General features: G+C 67.0%; 17 protein-coding genes. 9 read left to right on the plus strand and 8 right to left on the minus strand.

What is annotated here, in order from left to right:
- Window positions 1-43 precede the first annotated feature (43 nt).
- Window positions 44-427: a DUF952 domain-containing protein gene (locus tag G6N46_RS06095; protein ID WP_138249002.1), complete on the minus strand. Its 384-nt coding sequence runs from the start codon at window positions 425-427 to the stop codon at window positions 44-46.
- A gap of 154 nt (window positions 428-581) precedes the next feature.
- On the opposite strand from G6N46_RS06095, the gene G6N46_RS06100 reads away from it, so the two are divergent.
- Window positions 582-770: a DUF7455 domain-containing protein gene (locus G6N46_RS06100; protein WP_138248990.1), complete on the plus strand. Its 189-nt coding sequence runs from the start codon at window positions 582-584 to the stop codon at window positions 768-770.
- Between the two features lie 64 nt (window positions 771-834).
- Window positions 835-1,797 (plus strand): YihY/virulence factor BrkB family protein, encoded by a 963-nt coding sequence (locus G6N46_RS06105; RefSeq protein ID WP_138248989.1) that lies wholly within the window; start codon window positions 835-837, stop codon window positions 1,795-1,797.
- 10 nt (window positions 1,798-1,807) lie between these two features.
- On the opposite strand, the gene G6N46_RS06110 is transcribed toward G6N46_RS06105, so the two are convergent.
- Window positions 1,808-2,044, minus strand: a complete 237-nt coding sequence (locus G6N46_RS06110; protein WP_029105322.1) for a DUF3039 domain-containing protein — start codon at window positions 2,042-2,044, stop codon at window positions 1,808-1,810.
- Window positions 2,045-2,111: 67 nt separating this feature from the next.
- On the opposite strand from G6N46_RS06110, the gene G6N46_RS06115 reads away from it, so the two are divergent.
- From G6N46_RS06115 to G6N46_RS06125, 3 genes are all read left to right on the plus strand, one after another.
- The gene (locus tag G6N46_RS06115) at window positions 2,112-2,489 is read left to right on the plus strand and encodes a DUF3099 domain-containing protein (RefSeq protein ID WP_226521748.1); all 378 of its coding nucleotides are present in this window, start codon (window positions 2,112-2,114) and stop codon (window positions 2,487-2,489) included.
- A 166-nt stretch (window positions 2,490-2,655) separates the two neighbouring features.
- Window positions 2,656-3,615 (plus strand): sigma-70 family RNA polymerase sigma factor, encoded by a 960-nt coding sequence (locus G6N46_RS06120; protein WP_020101848.1) that lies wholly within the window; start codon window positions 2,656-2,658, stop codon window positions 3,613-3,615.
- Window positions 3,616-3,800: 185 nt separating this feature from the next.
- A complete protein-coding gene (locus G6N46_RS06125) occupies window positions 3,801-4,490 on the plus strand; it encodes an iron-dependent transcriptional repressor DtxR (RefSeq protein ID WP_138248988.1) in 690 nt (229 codons plus the stop codon).
- Between the two features lie 17 nt (window positions 4,491-4,507).
- On the opposite strand, the gene G6N46_RS06130 is transcribed toward G6N46_RS06125, so the two are convergent.
- Window positions 4,508-5,569: a DUF4192 domain-containing protein gene (locus tag G6N46_RS06130; RefSeq protein ID WP_138248987.1), complete on the minus strand. Its 1,062-nt coding sequence runs from the start codon at window positions 5,567-5,569 to the stop codon at window positions 4,508-4,510.
- A gap of 169 nt (window positions 5,570-5,738) precedes the next feature.
- Between G6N46_RS06130 and sthA the strand changes: the two genes are divergently transcribed.
- Complete coding sequence (gene sthA / locus G6N46_RS06135; protein WP_061006049.1) at window positions 5,739-7,154, plus strand: Si-specific NAD(P)(+) transhydrogenase; 1,416 nt, start codon at window positions 5,739-5,741, stop codon at window positions 7,152-7,154.
- Here the strand turns inward: sthA and G6N46_RS06140 are convergent.
- Window positions 7,151-8,002 carry a trypsin-like serine peptidase gene (locus G6N46_RS06140; RefSeq protein WP_138248986.1) on the minus strand — a complete coding sequence of 284 codons (852 nt, stop codon included), beginning with the start codon at window positions 8,000-8,002 and terminating at the stop codon, window positions 7,151-7,153. The two genes, sthA and G6N46_RS06140, sit on opposite strands and share 4 nt — an antisense overlap.
- Window positions 8,003-8,196: 194 nt before the next feature.
- Here G6N46_RS06140 and G6N46_RS06145 point away from each other — a divergent pair, with 194 nt between their 5' ends.
- Window positions 8,197-9,138 (plus strand): proteasome assembly chaperone family protein, encoded by a 942-nt coding sequence (locus G6N46_RS06145; protein ID WP_133426094.1) that lies wholly within the window; start codon window positions 8,197-8,199, stop codon window positions 9,136-9,138.
- Between the two features lie 44 nt (window positions 9,139-9,182).
- Window positions 9,183-10,205 (plus strand): alpha/beta fold hydrolase, encoded by a 1,023-nt coding sequence (locus G6N46_RS06150; RefSeq protein ID WP_138248985.1) that lies wholly within the window; start codon window positions 9,183-9,185, stop codon window positions 10,203-10,205.
- 6 nt (window positions 10,206-10,211) lie between these two features.
- Here the strand turns inward: G6N46_RS06150 and nrdR are convergent, their stop codons facing one another.
- A complete protein-coding gene (gene nrdR / locus G6N46_RS06155; protein WP_138248984.1) occupies window positions 10,212-10,676 on the minus strand; it encodes a transcriptional regulator NrdR in 465 nt (154 codons plus the stop codon).
- Between the two features lie 111 nt (window positions 10,677-10,787).
- A complete protein-coding gene (locus G6N46_RS06160; RefSeq protein ID WP_138248983.1) occupies window positions 10,788-11,261 on the minus strand; it encodes a LysM peptidoglycan-binding domain-containing protein in 474 nt (157 codons plus the stop codon).
- Window positions 11,262-11,511: 250 nt separating this feature from the next.
- Between G6N46_RS06160 and lexA the strand changes: the two genes are divergently transcribed.
- The gene (lexA, locus tag G6N46_RS06165; protein WP_061001161.1) at window positions 11,512-12,201 is read left to right on the plus strand and encodes a transcriptional repressor LexA; all 690 of its coding nucleotides are present in this window, start codon (window positions 11,512-11,514) and stop codon (window positions 12,199-12,201) included.
- A gap of 66 nt (window positions 12,202-12,267) precedes the next feature.
- On the opposite strand, the gene G6N46_RS06170 is transcribed toward lexA, so the two are convergent.
- Together G6N46_RS06170 and G6N46_RS06175 are read right to left on the minus strand one after the other, a co-directional pair.
- Window positions 12,268-14,502: an LGFP repeat-containing protein gene (locus tag G6N46_RS06170; protein ID WP_138248982.1), complete on the minus strand. Its 2,235-nt coding sequence runs from the start codon at window positions 14,500-14,502 to the stop codon at window positions 12,268-12,270.
- Between the two features lie 174 nt (window positions 14,503-14,676).
- The gene (locus G6N46_RS06175) at window positions 14,677-15,834 is read right to left on the minus strand and encodes an acyl-CoA dehydrogenase family protein (protein ID WP_138248981.1); all 1,158 of its coding nucleotides are present in this window, start codon (window positions 15,832-15,834) and stop codon (window positions 14,677-14,679) included.
- Window positions 15,835-15,927: the final 93 nt, after the last annotated feature.

Consider the following 15,927-nt stretch of genomic DNA (forward strand, 5'->3'; position numbering starts at 1 on the left):
CCCGATGAGTGGACAGATTTCTCACACTGTCGTTCATTTGCCGTTAACCAACGGCGTCGGTGCCGAAATTTGCCGGCAGAACTGCGAAAACACCGGCGGAGTCAGGCCGGTAGGGCACGGTGCGGGTCACCGCGGCGACAGGCAACGGACCGTACAGGTGCGGGAAGAGCATCGAGGCCGGATCCGTCGGCACCCCGGGCTCCCAGCGAACCGGCGACCCCAGCAGCGCGGGGTCGCACACCAACAGCAGCAGGTCGGACTGCCCGCGGTACAGCCGATTGGCCGGCAGGTGAACCTGCTCCGGAGCCGACAGGTGGACGAACCCGACCTCGTCGAGTGAGGGCGGCCGAAGCTCACCATCGAACTGGGCACGCGCCCAATCCGTTTCACTACATAGATGAACCAGGACTGCGGGCGCGGCGATCATGCGGTCAGCCTGCCGCGCCCGCAACTCCAGCGATAGGTGAGACACGACACACCCGTGAACACCTGGGGAACAACGCTGGAATCCAAATCGTCTGAGAGAGTAGAGATGTGTAACCGGCAAAGCGCCCTGGCGGCGACGAGCAGAAGGAGGAGCCATGAACGCAACTCTGACCGGCCCGGCACTGACACGGGCCGACCGCTGTGACCGGTGCGGCGCCGCCGCCCGCGTTCGGGCTACCCTGCCCTCCGGCATGGAGCTCCTGTTCTGCCAACACCACGCGAACGAGCACGAATCCAAGCTGGTTGCGTTGGCCGCTGTGCTGGAGGTCAGCGGCGAGGACTGAGGTGACCCGCCGGTCACCTCAAATACGGTCCTGATGGGGTCTCTTCGGTAATGCTGGTCTGGTCATGAACGACCAGACGCCACCGATCAAGCCGACACGTCATCACGTGTTACGGGTCATCCGTCGCGCGCTGTCGAAAAGCTGGGACGATTCGATCTTCTCGGAGTCGGCACAGGCTGCGTTCTGGTCAGCGTTGTCCCTACCGCCCTTGCTGTTGGGCATGTTGGGCAGCTTGGCGTACGTGGCGCCGCTGTTCGGCCCCGAGACCCTACCGATGATCCAGGAGCAGCTGATCGGGACGGCGAAGAACTTCTTCTCGCCGAACGTGATCAACGAGATCATCCAGCCGACCGTGCGCGAAGTCGCCATGGGCGCCCGCGGCGAGGTGGTGTCCCTCGGGTTCGTCATCTCGCTGTGGGCTGGTTCATCGGCCATCTCGGCGTTCGTGGACGCCGTCGTCGAGGCACACGACCAGACACCGCTTCGCCATCCGGTGCGGCAACGGTTCTACGCGCTCGGGCTGTACCTGGTGATGCTGCTGTTCGTGATCGCGACCGCTCCGGTGGCCGCCATCGGACCGATGAAGATCGCCCAGCACATCCCCGAAACCTGGTCCAACGCCATGAAGTACGGGTACTGGCCGGTGCTGCTGCTGGGCATCGTGCTGGCCGTGACGGTGCTGTACCGGGTGTCGCTGCCCAAACCGCTGCCGACGCACCGGTTGCTGTTCGGCGCCGTCCTGGCCACCGTGGTCTTCGTGGTGGCGACGGTCGGACTCCGGTTCTATCTGACGTGGATCACCGCCACGGGCTACACCTACGGTGCCCTGGCGACACCGATCGCGTTCCTGCTGTTCGCGTTCGCGCTGGGTTTCGCGATCATGATCGGAGCCGAACTCAACGCGGCGATCCAGGAGGAATGGCCGGCGCCGGACACCCATGCCCGACGCCTGCGCGAATGGCTCGAGGAGAAGGCCGAGACCCTCACGGGCGATCAGCCTGCCGAACCGGCAGAGCCGCCGGCCTGACCGGCTCGGGCTACTTCTTCATCTGTTCGTAGATGCGCTTGCAGTCCGGGCACACCGGCGAACCCGGCTTGGGCGACTTGGTCACCGGGAACACCTCGCCGCACAACGCGACGACATGAGTACCCATGACAGCGCTCTCCGCGATCTTGTCCTTCTTGACGTAGTGAAAATGCTTAGGTCGGTCGTCGTCCGTACCGTCGTCGACCTGTTCATCGGAATCGGTGCGTTCGAGGGTGTCGGTCTGCATGCACTCATTGTGCACTTCACCCGAACCGGTCGCGGCGGCACCGAGCCAGATGTGGGACAGTAGAAGGATGAAACAAGGCCAAGAGCTGAGTTTCGACGACGACGGTCGGCCGGTCCTCATCACTCGCGCAGCACCCGCTTACGAGGAGCAGCACCGCGCCCGCGTCCGCCGCTACCTGACCATCATGTCGTTCCGCGTGCCGGCGCTGTTGCTGGCGGCCCTGGCCTACAGCATCTGGCACAACGGCCTGATCTCGCTGGCCATCCTCATCGCATCCATTCCCCTGCCGTGGATCGCGGTACTCATCGCAAACGACCGCCCGCCGCGCACCGCACAGGAACCGCGCCGCTACGACGCGGCCCGACGAGCGCCCATGTTCCCGACCGCCGAGCGGCCGGCAATCGAGGACCGGCACCCGGTCATCGACGGCGATATCGAGCCCTGATCTCCACCTGAGTTTCCTTCTTTCTCCTTTCTAAGGACATTCTCAGGTCGACGCGGAAAAACCGCAGGTCAGAGGCCATGAGACGACAGGGCCTCGGGAACTTCTCCGACAACTCGGGCGTTGAAGCTAGTGACAGTTCGAGCTGAGCACGAGCAGGAGGCCGCAAATGGCAAAAGCCACCACAAGCCGTATCGATTCCGATCTTGACGCCCAGAGTCCCGCCGCGGACCTGGTGCGCGTCTACCTGAACGGCATCGGTAAGACCGCCCTGCTCAACGCCGAGGACGAGGTGGAACTGGCCAAGCGCATCGAGGCCGGCCTGTACGCGGCGCACCTGCTGGAGACCAAGAAGCGACTCGGCGACAACCGCAAGCGTGACCTGGCGGCCATCGTCCGCGACGGCGAAGCCGCACGCCGGCATCTGCTGGAAGCCAACCTCCGCCTCGTGGTTTCGCTGGCCAAGCGCTACACGGGCCGCGGCATGCCGCTGCTGGACCTGATCCAGGAAGGCAACCTCGGCCTCATCCGGGCGATGGAGAAGTTCGACTACGCCAAGGGCTTCAAGTTCTCGACCTACGCCACCTGGTGGATTCGTCAGGCGATCACGCGCGGCATGGCCGATCAGAGCCGGACCATCCGGCTCCCCGTCCATTTGGTGGAGCAGGTCAACAAGCTCGCTCGGATCAAGCGCGAGATGCACCAGAGCCTGGGACGTGAGGCCACCGACGAAGAGCTCGCCGAAGAGTCGGGCATCCCGGTCGAGAAGATCAACGACCTGCTCGAGCACAGCCGCGACCCGGTGAGCCTGGACATGCCGGTCGGTACCGACGAGGAAGCTCCGCTCGGTGACTTCATCGAGGACTCCGAAGCGCTCTCGGCCGAGAACGCCGTTATCTCCGAGCTGCTGCACACCGACATCCGCCACGTGCTCGCCACCCTGGACGAGCGCGAGCAGCAGGTGATCCGGCTGCGCTTCGGCCTCGACGACGGTCAGCCCCGCACCCTGGACCAGATCGGCAAGCTGTTCGGCCTGTCCCGCGAGCGGGTCCGCCAGATCGAGCGTGAGGTCATGTCGAAGCTCCGCAACGGCGAGCGCGCCGAGCGCCTGCGGGCCTACGCGAGCTGACCGCCGCCACCCACAACTGCACACCCTGGTGCCCGCCGGAACGCCCGGCGGGCACCGTTTTTGTCGGGCGGTCCGCCCGCCGCCGTCGGCCATCGGAATCACAGCGCCGATGAGCCGTGGTGGATGCCTGTTGACCCGGCCAAACCGGTAAGCTGGGCACCGGCGGAGGCCTGGAGGAATTTGGCATGAACGATCTGATCGATACGACCGAGATGTACCTGCGGACGATCTACGACCTCGAAGAAGAGGGCGTGGTGCCGCTGCGTGCGCGCATTGCCGAACGACTCGAGCAGAGCGGCCCCACCGTCAGCCAGACGGTGTCGCGGATGGAGCGCGACGGGCTGCTGCACGTCGCCGGTGATCGCCACCTCGAGCTGACGGACAAGGGCCGGTCGCTGGCGGTGTCGGTGATGCGCAAGCACCGGCTTGCCGAGCGCCTGCTGGTCGATGTGATCGGCCTGCCGTGGGAGGAAGTCCACGCCGAGGCCTGCCGCTGGGAACACGTGATGAGCGAGGACGTCGAACGCCGGCTGGTCCAGGTGCTCGACAACCCGACCACGTCGCCGTTCGGCAACCCGATCCCCGGCCTCGCCGAACTCGGCGTCATCCCGGCCGGCGACGCCGACGCCAGCCTCGTGCGGCTCACCGAACTGCCCACCGGATTCCCGGTCGCGGTCCGGGTGCGCCAGCTGACCGAGCACGTCCAGGGCGACACCGAGCTGATCGCCCGGCTCAAAGATGCCGGCGTCGTGCCGAATGCGCGTGTCACGGTGCAGGCCACCGATCAGGGCAGCGTCCTGATCGTCATTCCCGGCCACGAACAGGTCGAGTTGCCGCATCACATGGCACACGCGGTCCGCGTCGAGAAGGTCTGACCCGAAGACCACGCGGCTCACGCCGACCGGCCGAAGATCCTGCGCGGCGGCATCTGCACGCCGAGGCGCTCCGCCAATTTGTAGCCCGTTAGTGCCAGTTCCCGGATGCGGTCCGGCCTCATGCCGGCCTGGAGTGCCGAGTCGAGCAGCCCCGCCATGTGGTGCTCGCTGTCGACGTCCAGTGCGGCCTGCAACGCCACGCCGGCGAGCGGTCCGTCGCCACGGGCATAGGCGCTGAAGGCCAGCAACACCAGCGCTTCCAGCCGCCACGGCGCGGGCAGGGTACGGGCCAGCGCGGCCCACACCGACTCGGCCGCGGCGGCGTGCTCGCCGACCGCCAGCGCGTACAGCGTGTCCCGCACCCGCGAATCCGTCACCGCACAGGCCAGGCGCACCGCGTCGTCATCGAGTAATGGCGCGTCCGCCGAACCGGTGGCACACGCCACCGCATGTTCGACGTCGGCGCGCGCATCGGCATCGGGACGGCCTCGGTAATCCACTGTGGCAGCACGCTTTTCGATCGCCGGCCGCAACGCCTCGGCGCGCTGTGTGTCGGTGACGGCCACGACCTCGACGAGGTCCGCGCGCCGGGCGTAGAGGCGCCGGCCGTCGAGCACCGCAGCCATGGTGACAGGCGACGATTCGGGATCCTCGACGATGCCGGCGTTGCCGCAGCCGTCGGCGCACTGCCACCGGCCGCCGGCGGCCACCCGGTCGACCACATGCACCGCGAACAGTTCGATGCCGTGATCGGACAGCGCGTCCTCGAGTTCGTCGCTCACGTCGCGGTACATGTCCGCGCACATCGCGCAGTCGACGCCGTGTTCGTCGACGATCACCGCGATGGCCGCATCCGCGTCCGCGGCGGCGGCCATGTCCGAGAGATGTCCGAGGGCGTCGGGCAAGGCCTCGAAGAATCCCTCCGACAGGTCGACGCGCAGGACCGCACCCATCTCGCCGCCGATGATCGTGACGAGTACCAGTGACTTCTCCGGCGCAAATCCCAGGACCGCAGGCACTGCCGCGATCAGGGCGCCGGGCCGGTTCAGTTGGAAATCGAATGAGCTGAAAGATGTCATGCCCTGAAGGTGGCAGCACGGTCCGTCAGGAATCGTCGGCCGGCGCGGCCTGCGGGCCGGTCTGTGGATGAACTCGGATCTGTGGATAACGGTCCCGCGCGAGGTGTTTCCGCAAAGTTCGCCGATGATCCGGCTGCATGATCACGCGCGCCGTGCCAACCTGGCTGTCATGGGTTCCACGCAGGAGTTCGACCTCGTCGTCATCGGATCCGGCCCGGGTGGGCAGAAGGCCGCGATCGCCGCCGCCAAGCTGGGAAAATCCGTCGCAGTCATCGAGCGTGGACGCATGCTCGGCGGCGTCTGCGTGAACACCGGGACCATCCCGTCCAAGACGCTGCGTGAGGCGGTCGTCTACCTCACCGGGATGAGCCAGCGCGAACTGTACGGCTCCAGCTACCGGGTGAAGGAACGGATCACCCCTGCCGACCTGCTGCGCCGCACCACCCACGTCATCGGCCGGGAACAGGACGTCGTGCGCAACCAGCTCCTGCGCAACGGGGTCGAGTTGTTCGAAGGGCACGGGCGCTTCCTCGACCCGCACACCCTGGTCATCGAGGACCCGACCCGCGACGAGAACGTCAACATCAGGGCGCGGTATGTCGTCATCGCCACCGGCACCAAGCCCGTCCGCCCGGCCGGGGTGAACTTCGACGAAGAACGCGTCCTGGACTCCGACGGGATCCTGGACCTCAAGAGCCTGCCGCAGTCGATGGTGGTGGTCGGCGCCGGAGTCATCGGTATCGAGTACGCGTCCATGTTCGCCGCGCTCGGCACCAAGGTGACCGTGATCGAGAAGCGGCCGACGATGCTGGACTTCTGCGATTCCGAGATCATCGAGTCCCTCAAATTCCACCTGCGCGACCTCGCGGTGACGTTCCGGTTCGGCGAAGAGGTCACCGCCGTGGACGTGGGTCCCGGCGGAACCCTGACCACGCTCGCCAGCGGGAAACAGATCCCCGCCGAGACAGTGATGTACTCGGCCGGCCGGCAGGGCCAGACCGAGCACCTCGACGTCGCCCAGGCCGGACTCGAGATCGACAGCCGCGGAAGGATTTTCGTCGACGACAACTACCAGACCAAGGTCGACCACATCTATGCCGTCGGCGACGTCATCGGCTTCCCCGCGCTGGCGGCGACCTCGATGGACCAGGGCCGGCTCGCGGCCTATCACGCCTTCGGCGAGCCCTGCAAGGGCATGACCGACCTGCAGCCGATCGGCATCTACTCCATTCCCGAGGTGTCGTACGTCGGCGCCACCGAGGTCGATCTCACCGACAGCTCGGTCCCGTACGAGGTCGGGGTGTCGCGCTACCGCGAACTGGCCCGCGGGCAGATCGCCGGCGACTCGTACGGCATGCTCAAACTCCTGGTCTCCACCGAGGACCTCACGCTGCTCGGCGTGCACATCTTCGGCTCCAACGCCACCGAACTGGTCCACATCGGCCAGGCCGTGATGGGCTGCGGCGGCACCGTGGAGTACCTGGTCGACGCCGTCTTCAACTACCCGACGTTCTCCGAGGCCTACAAGGTCGCCGCGCTCGACGTGATGAACAAGCTGCGGGCGCTCAACCAATTCAGGAGCTAGGTGCTGCACCCGTCGTCGGGGGCGCCGGTGGCACGGTCTGCCGGGCCACCCTCCTGCGCGCGCTGATACACCACCTGGACCTGCACATCGAAGGGCGACGAGTACGACAGCTCGTTGCTGCTGCAACCACCGCCCTGCAGACCGCCGACCACTCCCCTGACCTCGTTCCCCGATACCCAGGGCGAGCCGCTGGTGCCGTCCACCAGCCCCGGGCAGCGCAGCGCCGGGAAACCGCGATCCGGGCGTGACGTCGGACCGCTGCAGCTGACCTGACCGCCGCCGTCACCAAGCGGGTATCCCGTCACCGTGATCGGAACGTCCGGACCGGGCGCCGCGCCGAGCACGAAGCCGCCGCCGGCGCGGTGCTCCAGCGTCTCGGTCGTGGGCGCGCCGCCGTGGCTGACCCGGGCGATCGCGAAGTCGGCTGCCGGGTCCTGGCCACGGACCCAGCGCGGATCCAGGTACACCGCGTCGATGTGCCAGAAGTCCCCGGGCACGCCGCCGCGGTAACCGGGTGCGAACGTCGCCTCGACCGACGAATCGAGGCAGTGGGCGGCCGTGATGATGAGATTTCCCGCCAGTGAGTCGAGCACCGCGCCACTGCAGGTGTGTACCGAATCGCTGCCCAGGAACACCGCTCCGACGCGCGGATCGAGACGGGGCCCCGGGACTGCGGCCGCACCTGCGCTGACCGTGCCGACGTCGCCGGTGCGGGGGTCGGCCTTGATCGGAGGTGGGCTGCACGCAGTGGCCAACAGCGCGACGAGCGCGCTCACGACCAGTCGGGTGCCCAGCATCTGTCCGATCTTGCCCGATACCTCCTGCCCGAGCAGCATCTGGTGCACCATGGCGTACTCCGGGGTGACCCGGGGAACAAGGTGAGAATGCGAGACACTTGTAGGAGACGCACCCCACTGCGAGATGTGGGCGAGGCAGTACGGCAAGGAGTGTGAAGGTGAGCGAGCACGACGGGCACGCGGACGCGAGCGACCAGCGGCCCGAAGACCACCGGGGCCAGCAGTATCAGCCCGAGCAGAGCGGCATGTACGAGCTGGAGTTCCCCGCGCCCCAGCTGTCCGCCGCCGACGGCCGCGGACCGGTGATGGTGCACGCCCTCGAAGGCTTCTCCGATGCCGGCCATGCCATCCGGCTGGCTGCCGAGCACCTGAAGAACACGCTCGACACCGAACTGGTCGCGTCGTTCGCCATCGACGAGCTGCTGGACTACCGGTCGCGTCGACCGCTGATGACGTTCACCACCGATCACTTCACCAAGTACGACGACCCCGAGTTGAATCTGTACGCGTTGCACGACACCGCCGGGACGCCGTTCCTGCTGCTGGCCGGCATGGAGCCGGACCTGCGCTGGGAACGATTCATCACGGCGGTGCGGCTGCTCTCCGAGCGGCTCGGGGTCCGGCAGGTCATCGGGCTGGGCGCCATCCCGATGGCGGTGCCGCACACGCGGCCCGTCACCATGACCGCACACGCGGGCAACAAGGAACTGATCGCTGATCACACGCCATGGGTGGGCGAGGTGCAGGTTCCGGCCAGCGTGTCGAACCTGTTGGAGTACAGGATGATTCAGCACGGCCACGAAGCTCTGGGCTTCACGGTGCACGTGCCGCACTACCTGGCGCAAACCGCGTATCCGCCGGCCGCGGAGGCCCTGCTGGGCGAGGTCTCGCGGATCGCATCGCTGCAGATCCCGCTCCACGAGCTGTCCGAGGCGGGCGCCGAGGTGTACACGAAGATCAGTGAGCAGGTGGAGGCCAGCGCCGAAGTCGCTCAAGTGGTCAGTGCACTGGAACAACAGTACGATTCGTTCGTCGCTGCTCAGGAAAATCGGTCGTTGCTGGCACGTGACGAGGAACTACCCAGCGGCGACGAGCTCGGCGCACAGTTCGAGCAGTTCCTCGCCGAACAGTCCGGCGACGGATTCTCCGATCCCCAGGCCGGCGACGACGGCACTGTCGGCGACTGACCACGCGGTCGGCTCCGCCGACACGATGGGAAGGAGCTGGGACGATGTCCGATGGGAAGCCCACCCTGCACTCGGTGCGCGACGTCACGCCGCGGCTGGAATACCGCACCATCCACGGTTACCGGCGGGCGTACCGGATAGCCGGTTCGGGACCGGCGATCCTGCTCATCCACGGCATCGGTGACAACTCCACCACCTGGGAGACCGTTCAGACGCGCCTCGCGCAGCGCTTCACCGTGATCGCCCCAGACCTGCTGGGTCACGGCCAGTCCGACAAACCGCGCGCCGACTACTCGGTGGCGGCGTACGCCAACGGCATGCGGGACCTGCTCAGCGTGCTGGACATCGAACGGGTAACGGTCGTCGGCCATTCGCTGGGCGGCGGCGTGGCCATGCAATTCGCCTATCAATTCCCGCAATTGATCGATCGCCTGGTGCTGGTGGGTGCCGGCGGCGTCACCCGCGACGTGAACATCGCGCTGCGGCTCGCGGCCCTGCCATTGGGCACCGAAGCGCTGGCGCTGTTGCGAATCCCGTTGGTGCTGCCCGCGCTTCAGCTCGCCGGACGTCTCGGCGGCGCGCTGCTCGGGTCGACCGGTCTGGGTCACGACCTGCCGAACATGCTGCGGATCCTCAACGACCTGCCCGAACCCAAGGCCTCGTCCGCCTTTGCCCGGACCCTGCGTGCGGTGGTCGACTGGCGGGGCCAGGTGGTCACGATGCTGGATCGATGTTATTTGACCGAAGCCATTCCGGTGCAATTGGTTTGGGGCACCCACGATGCCGTCATCCCGGCTGCTCATGGCGAGCTGGCCCATGCCGCGATGCCAGGTTCTCGGCTCGAGTTCTTCGACAACTCGGGCCATTTCCCATTTCATGACGATCCCGATCGGTTCGTGAAGCTCGTCGAGGAGTTCATCGACACCACCGCGCCGTCGGTGTACGACCGCGATGCCCTGCGCGGCCTACTGCAGACCGGCGTCACCGCGAAATCGATCGACGCCCCGCAGGATACGAAGTTCGCGGTGCTCGACGCGATGGAGACCGACGAACGCAGCGCGACCTAGCGGCAGTCAGCCCGACGACGTCACGCCGCGGTGCGCGCGCAGCGCCTCGATTTCGCGTTCGAAGTCCTCAGCGGACGAGAATGAGCGGTACACGGAGGCGAACCGCAGATAGGCGACCTCATCGAGGTCACGCAAAGGGCCGAGGATCGCCAGCCCGACCTCATGGCTCGGCACTTCGGGAGATCCGGTGGCCCGCACCGCATCTTCGACCTTCTGTGCCAACTGGTTCAGGGCATCGTCGTCGACCTGCCGACCCTGGCAGGCGCGCCGCACGCCCTTGATCACCTTGTCCCGGCTGAACGGTTCTGTGACGCCGCTGCGTTTGACCACCGCGACGACCGCAGTTTCCACCGTCGTGAACCGGCGGCCGCATTCCGGGCATGACCGGCGACGCCGAATCGCCTGCCCTTCATCAGCTTCCCGTGAATCGACCACACGCGAGTTCGGATGCCGGCAGAACGGACAGTGCATCACCGCTCCTTCGCCGCACCGACAATCGACCGTTTCGAACGGTCTTGAGCCTACCCGTGCCGCTCGGACGCGGCCGGGCGCCGTGCCGATCGAGGTGCGCACGGGCTGTCCTCAGCCGACCGGCGCGATCAGCGTCTGACCGGCGTTCAGTGCCACCGACGGCAGCTTGTTGAGCTCCTTGATGCGGTCGACGACGGCGCTGACGGGCGCGTCGGGCGCCACGCGCCGGGCGACCTGCTGAATGGACTCCCCGGTCTGCACCCGGACCACCGCGAGCTGTGCGGGCACCGAGGCCGCCGACGATGTCGGCTGGACAGCTTCGCCGAACTGCGCCACCAGGCCCAGCCACACCGTGATCCCGGCCGCGACCAGAGCCAGCATCACCGTGGTCAACGGCGTGATCGGGTTGCGACGGTGCGAGGCCCGGGAGGTCAGTACTCCCGTACCGCGGTGGCGGAAGGCCGCGCCCGCAGGACGGGAACCAGCCGGCCGCAGCCGGGCCTGGCGGTGCGGATTCACATCTCCACGCCGAGGCACGGTGCGGACGACGACGTCGGTCGGGTATTCGCGGGTGATGACGGTCATGTCGGTTCCTCTCAGGAGTTCGTACATAGGTTCGATCGCTCTTGTGTTCGACTATATCGCCCAAATGTTCGAAAGGTAGAACATGTGATCGAACTGTTGCGAACGATACGACGACCCACCGACAAGTTCCGTTCGCCGACTCCGCCGCCCCTTTCACGACGTCACGACGAGATCCGTCCGCGACACGCCGACCCGCCCGATCTCGAACACATGTTTGATGAATCGTCCGCACTGGGCTAGATTCGTCTGCATGAGCGACAGCACCGATACCCCGGACACCCAGCCAGGCGGACGGTCCAGCAGCCTCACCGAGCGCCAGCGGACCATCCTCGACGTCATCCGCACCTCGGTCACCACCCGCGGCTATCCGCCCAGCATCCGGGAGATCGGCGACGCCGTCGGCCTCACCTCGACCTCGTCGGTGGCCCACCAGCTGCGCACGCTGGAGAAGAAGGGCTACCTGCGCCGCGACCCGAACCGCCCGCGCGCCGTGGACGTGCGCGGTGCGGACGACTCGACGGGCGCCACCATCACAACCGATGTCTCCGGTTCGGACGCGCTGCCCGAACCGACGTTCGTGCCGGTGCTCGGCCGGATCGCCGCCGGCGGCCCGATCCTTGCCGAAGAGGCCGTCGAAGACGTCTTCCCGCTCCCCCGCGAACTCGTGGGTGAGGGCTCGTTGTTCCTTCTGAAGGTGGTCGGCGAGTCGATGATCGACGCCGCGATCTGCGACGGCGACTGGGTCGTCGTGCGGCAGCAGAACGTGGCCGACAACGGGGACATCGTCGCAGCGATGATCGACGGTGAGGCCACGGTGAAGACCTTCAAGCGCACCAAGGGCCAGGTGTGGCTGATGCCGCACAACCCGGCGTTCGACCCGATCCCGGGCAACGACGCGGTCGTCCTCGGCAAGGTCGTGACCGTCATCCGCAAGATTTGAGGGCTGCCAGACCTAGAGATGAGCCCCGCTGCAGTCGCTCGCAGCGGGGCTCAGTCATGACTCCGGTCAGCCGCGGATGAACCCGTTGGTGACCGCGAATTCCTCACTGGCAAACCAGATTTGGACGGGCGCTTCGTCATACCCGGGAGATCCCGGCACCCAGTACAAACCCGACTCGGTATTGGCCTTGATGCCGTAGCCCTCTGGCGGCTCCGCACCGGTCGCGACGCGGAACGACATCTGCGCGGTCTCGGGTTCCTCGGCCCCCAGCGCATGGTGCCGGCCGCTGGCCGGACCGGCCGCGACGGCGTCCTCCGCAGGCGCCTCGTCCACAGGAGCCTCGGCTGCCGGTTCCGCCTCCGAAACCTCCGGCGTCTCGGCCTCGGCCACCTGTTCCTCGGGCTCGGACGCACGCTCGTCAGCCTGGTCCTCGGTCTCCTGGTCCTCGGCCGGCGCAGCCCAGACACGGTCGGCGGGGTCCCGGGGCCGAAGTCCGGCGAAGCCCGCCAACCCGGCCGCGGTCAGGCCCGCCGCCGCGCCACCACGACGCAACGCATCCGGGAGTTGCACCGAGGCCGTCGGTTCGTCGGCGGGTTCGCGGTCGCCGTCGTCGCCGCTCGCCTGCGGCTCAGGCTCGTAGGGTTCGGCCGCGTCGACCGGCTCGGCGTCGAGCTCGGCTTGCGCCTCGGCATCGGCATCGGCGTCCGCCTCACCGTCGGCGGGCTCGTCGGCGGGCTGCTCGGCCGTGAAATCGGGGTACACCGTCGGCGCGGTGTCGATGACGTCCGGGTTGCTCTGGAACGCGGGCCCGCCGTGCGGGCCGTCGAACTGCTGGTCCTCGGCCGCGAACTCGTCGCCGTACTCACTGTCGACACCGCCGTCCGCATACTGCGGGTCGCCGTACTCCCCGTCGCCGAGCTCGTGGTCGTCGTAGTCGTACGCGTCCTGATCGTCGACGGCGTCCGGTCCGGCGTGCCGCCGGCGCCGCAGCAGCGACGCGATCACGATGCCGACCACGACGAGCAGCAGCGGGATGATCGCCAGCAACCACCACCAGTGGAACTGGTACCACTTGCCGGCCTCGTCGGACTGCGAGGTCACCCCGCCCGGCAGATCGACACTGGGTACCTGCAGGCCGCCCAACTGCGACGCCAGTTCTGCCGGCTCGGTGCTGAACGCACGGCTGGACTTGTTCCACGAGATCGAACCGCCCGTGAACTTCTGGCTGACGACGTCGCCGCTGACGGTCTGATCGGCGGTCGGCGCGCCGAGCTTGCCGGTCGCGCCACCGAGCTTGTCCCACGCCGCGTTCATCGCGCCGCGGACGACGAACGCGCCGTGCTCGGGCGTCCAGAAGATCGCCGGGTTGTCGGCGGCGGCGAACGTGGCGATGCGGCTCGTGGGCGAGATGCCGCCGTCGGTCTCGTTGCTCGCCGGGAATCCGAGATCGCCCTGCGGGCCGCCGGCCGCGCGGTATTTGGCCAGTACGTCGCCGGTGATCGCGTGCGCACCGGTCGCCGGTGAATAGAAGATGGTGCCGCCGGCGAAGTTCTGTGCCACGCCGTCGCCGACCTTGTACTGGGCACCCTGCTCGTCTCCGAGGGTGCCCTGCGGCCCGCCGGCTGCCCGTCGTGCGGCGGCGATGGCCGTCGTCGCGTCGCCCGGCACGTCGAGGCCGGTCAGCTGGCCGGCCAGGTCGGCCGGCGTGGTGGTGAACGCCTTGGTCTTGGCGTTCCAGCTCACCTCACCGCCGGTGAAGGGCTGGGTGACGACGTCGCCCTTCCAGGACTCGTCGGCCGTGGGTACGCCGAGGGTGCCGGCCGACCCGCCGAGCTTGTCCCAGGCGGCGTTGATGGCGCCGCGCACCACCCAGGCGCCGTTGTCGGGCGTCCAGAAGATGACCGGCTTGTCAGCGGCACTGAAGGTGCTGTTGCGGCTGTCAGTGGCCTTGCCCGCGCCCTCGTCGATGGTCGGGAAGCCGAGATCGCTGTCCGCGGCGCCGCCCAAGGCCTGGTACTTGTCGAGGATCGCGCCGTAAATGAGATGGGCGCCGGTGCCCTCGCTGAAATAGATCTTGCCGCCCGCGAAGTTCTGCGCAAAGCCCGCGCCGACCTGGTAGACGTCACCGTCCTTGGCACCCAGCTCACCCGTGTCACCGCCCGCGGCATCCCACGTGTGGGATATCGCCGCGTCGGCGTCGCTTTCCGGTGTCGCGTATGCCGTCGGAGCCATGAGCAATGCCACCGCGACAGAAAGGGCCCCGACACCAGCCCATCCGCCACGGGTTCGCAGCCCGGTCATCGAATTCCTCCCGCGGTCGGCAAAACTCCGGATACAAAATTCCGTCAGACAAACTCTCTTGATTGAGAGATTCTGTCAACTTTGCTTCAGTTCATGCCCATCGTGCGGGATATCGGGCGGTGACGCACCAGTGTGTCGCGCTTCGATATGCGAATAAATTCGCGCGGCAATTAGTTAAACGCCCAATCCGCGGCCGATGATCTCCTTCATGATCTCGGTGGTCCCGCCGTAGATGGTCTGGATGCGCGAGTCCAGGAATGCCCGCGCAATGGGATATTCGCGCATATAGCCGTAGCCGCCGTGCAGCTGCAGACACCGGTCGACCAGGCGAACCTGCGCCTCTGTGGAATACCATTTGGCCATCGCCGCCTGGTCGATTGTCAGCTTTCGATCGAGATGCAGGCGAATGAACTCATCGACCATGATTCGCACCGCCGTGGCCTCTGTCGCCAGTTCCGCCAACACGAATCGGCTGTTCTGGAAGCTGCCGATCGGCTTGCCGAACGCTTTACGCTCCTTGGCGTATTGCAATGTCGATTCCAGCACGGCCTCCATCGCCGCGGCAGCCATCACGGCGATGGAAATACGCTCCTGCGGCAGGTTCTGCATCAGATAGACGAACCCCATGCCCTCGACGCCCAGCAGGTTCTCGGCCGGGACTTTGACTTCGGTGAACGACAATTCCGCGGTGTCCTGCGCGTCGAGGCCGATCTTGTCGAGGTGACGGCCGCGCTCGAAACCCGCCATGCCGCGCTCGACCACCAGCAGGCTGAAGCCCTGCGCGCCCTTGTCCGGGTCGGTCTGAGCGACGACGATCACCAGGTCGGCGTGAATACCGTTGGTGATGAACGTCTTCGAGCCGTTGAGCACGTAGTGGTCGCCGTCTTTGACCGCACGGGTCTTGATGCCCTGCAAGTCACTACCGGTGCCCGGTTCGGTCATCGCGATGGCACAGATCAGTTCGCCGCTGCAGAAACCGGGCAGCCAGCGCTGCTTCTGCTCGTCGTTGGTCAGCTCGAGCAGGTACGGCGCGATGACGTCGTTCTGCAGCGTGAAGCCCAGACCGCTGTGTCGTCCCGCCGCGGTCTCCTCGCTGACGATGACGTTGTAGCGGAAGTCCGGGTTTCCGCCGCCGCCGTACTCCTCCGGCACGGCCATGCCGAGAAAACCCTGTTTACCCGCCTCGCGCCAGACCTCGCGGTCGACGATCTTGGCCTTCTCCCACTCCTCGCGGTAGGGCTCGGCATGGCGGTCGAGGAACGCGCGGTACGACTCCCGGAACAGCTCGTGCTCGGGTTCGAACAACGTGCGGTCGTACTTGATGACACCCATGTGAGACCTCCGGTACTGGATAAGTTTGCAACAACTTATCCCAACCGGGCGGTTGGTTGTGAGCGGGCCCACACCCGGCGCGTCGCCGGGTGG

This window comes from Mycolicibacterium phocaicum, from assembly GCF_010731115.1.
In the GTDB taxonomy this organism is placed as follows: domain Bacteria; phylum Actinomycetota; class Actinomycetes; order Mycobacteriales; family Mycobacteriaceae; genus Mycobacterium; species Mycobacterium phocaicum.

Bases quoted from the DNA above. Each gene is read 5' to 3' on its own strand.
- G6N46_RS06150 (WP_138248985.1), top strand. From the start codon at position 9,183: ATGTCCGATGGGAAGCCCACCCTGCACTCGGTGCGCGACGTCACGCCG.
- G6N46_RS06130 (WP_138248987.1), bottom strand. From the start codon at position 5,569: ATGACATCTTTCAGCTCATTCGATTTCCAACTGAACCGGCCCGGCGCC.
- G6N46_RS06105 (WP_138248989.1), top strand. From the start codon at position 835: ATGAACGACCAGACGCCACCGATCAAGCCGACACGTCATCACGTGTTA.
- G6N46_RS06175 (WP_138248981.1), bottom strand. From the start codon at position 15,834: ATGGGTGTCATCAAGTACGACCGCACGTTGTTCGAACCCGAGCACGAG.
- sthA (WP_061006049.1), top strand. From the start codon at position 5,739: ATGGGTTCCACGCAGGAGTTCGACCTCGTCGTCATCGGATCCGGCCCG.
- G6N46_RS06120 (WP_020101848.1), top strand. From the start codon at position 2,656: ATGGCAAAAGCCACCACAAGCCGTATCGATTCCGATCTTGACGCCCAG.
- G6N46_RS06125 (WP_138248988.1), top strand. From the start codon at position 3,801: ATGAACGATCTGATCGATACGACCGAGATGTACCTGCGGACGATCTAC.
- G6N46_RS06140 (WP_138248986.1), bottom strand. From the start codon at position 8,002: ATGGTGCACCAGATGCTGCTCGGGCAGGAGGTATCGGGCAAGATCGGA.
- lexA (WP_061001161.1), top strand. From the start codon at position 11,512: ATGAGCGACAGCACCGATACCCCGGACACCCAGCCAGGCGGACGGTCC.
- G6N46_RS06095 (WP_138249002.1), bottom strand. From the start codon at position 427: ATGATCGCCGCGCCCGCAGTCCTGGTTCATCTATGTAGTGAAACGGAT.
- G6N46_RS06115 (WP_226521748.1), top strand. From the start codon at position 2,112: ATGAAACAAGGCCAAGAGCTGAGTTTCGACGACGACGGTCGGCCGGTC.
- G6N46_RS06100 (WP_138248990.1), top strand. From the start codon at position 582: ATGAACGCAACTCTGACCGGCCCGGCACTGACACGGGCCGACCGCTGT.
- G6N46_RS06145 (WP_133426094.1), top strand. From the start codon at position 8,197: ATGTACGAGCTGGAGTTCCCCGCGCCCCAGCTGTCCGCCGCCGACGGC.
- nrdR (WP_138248984.1), bottom strand. From the start codon at position 10,676: ATGCACTGTCCGTTCTGCCGGCATCCGAACTCGCGTGTGGTCGATTCA.
- G6N46_RS06170 (WP_138248982.1), bottom strand. From the start codon at position 14,502: ATGACCGGGCTGCGAACCCGTGGCGGATGGGCTGGTGTCGGGGCCCTT.
- G6N46_RS06160 (WP_138248983.1), bottom strand. From the start codon at position 11,261: ATGACCGTCATCACCCGCGAATACCCGACCGACGTCGTCGTCCGCACC.
- G6N46_RS06110 (WP_029105322.1), bottom strand. From the start codon at position 2,044: ATGCAGACCGACACCCTCGAACGCACCGATTCCGATGAACAGGTCGAC.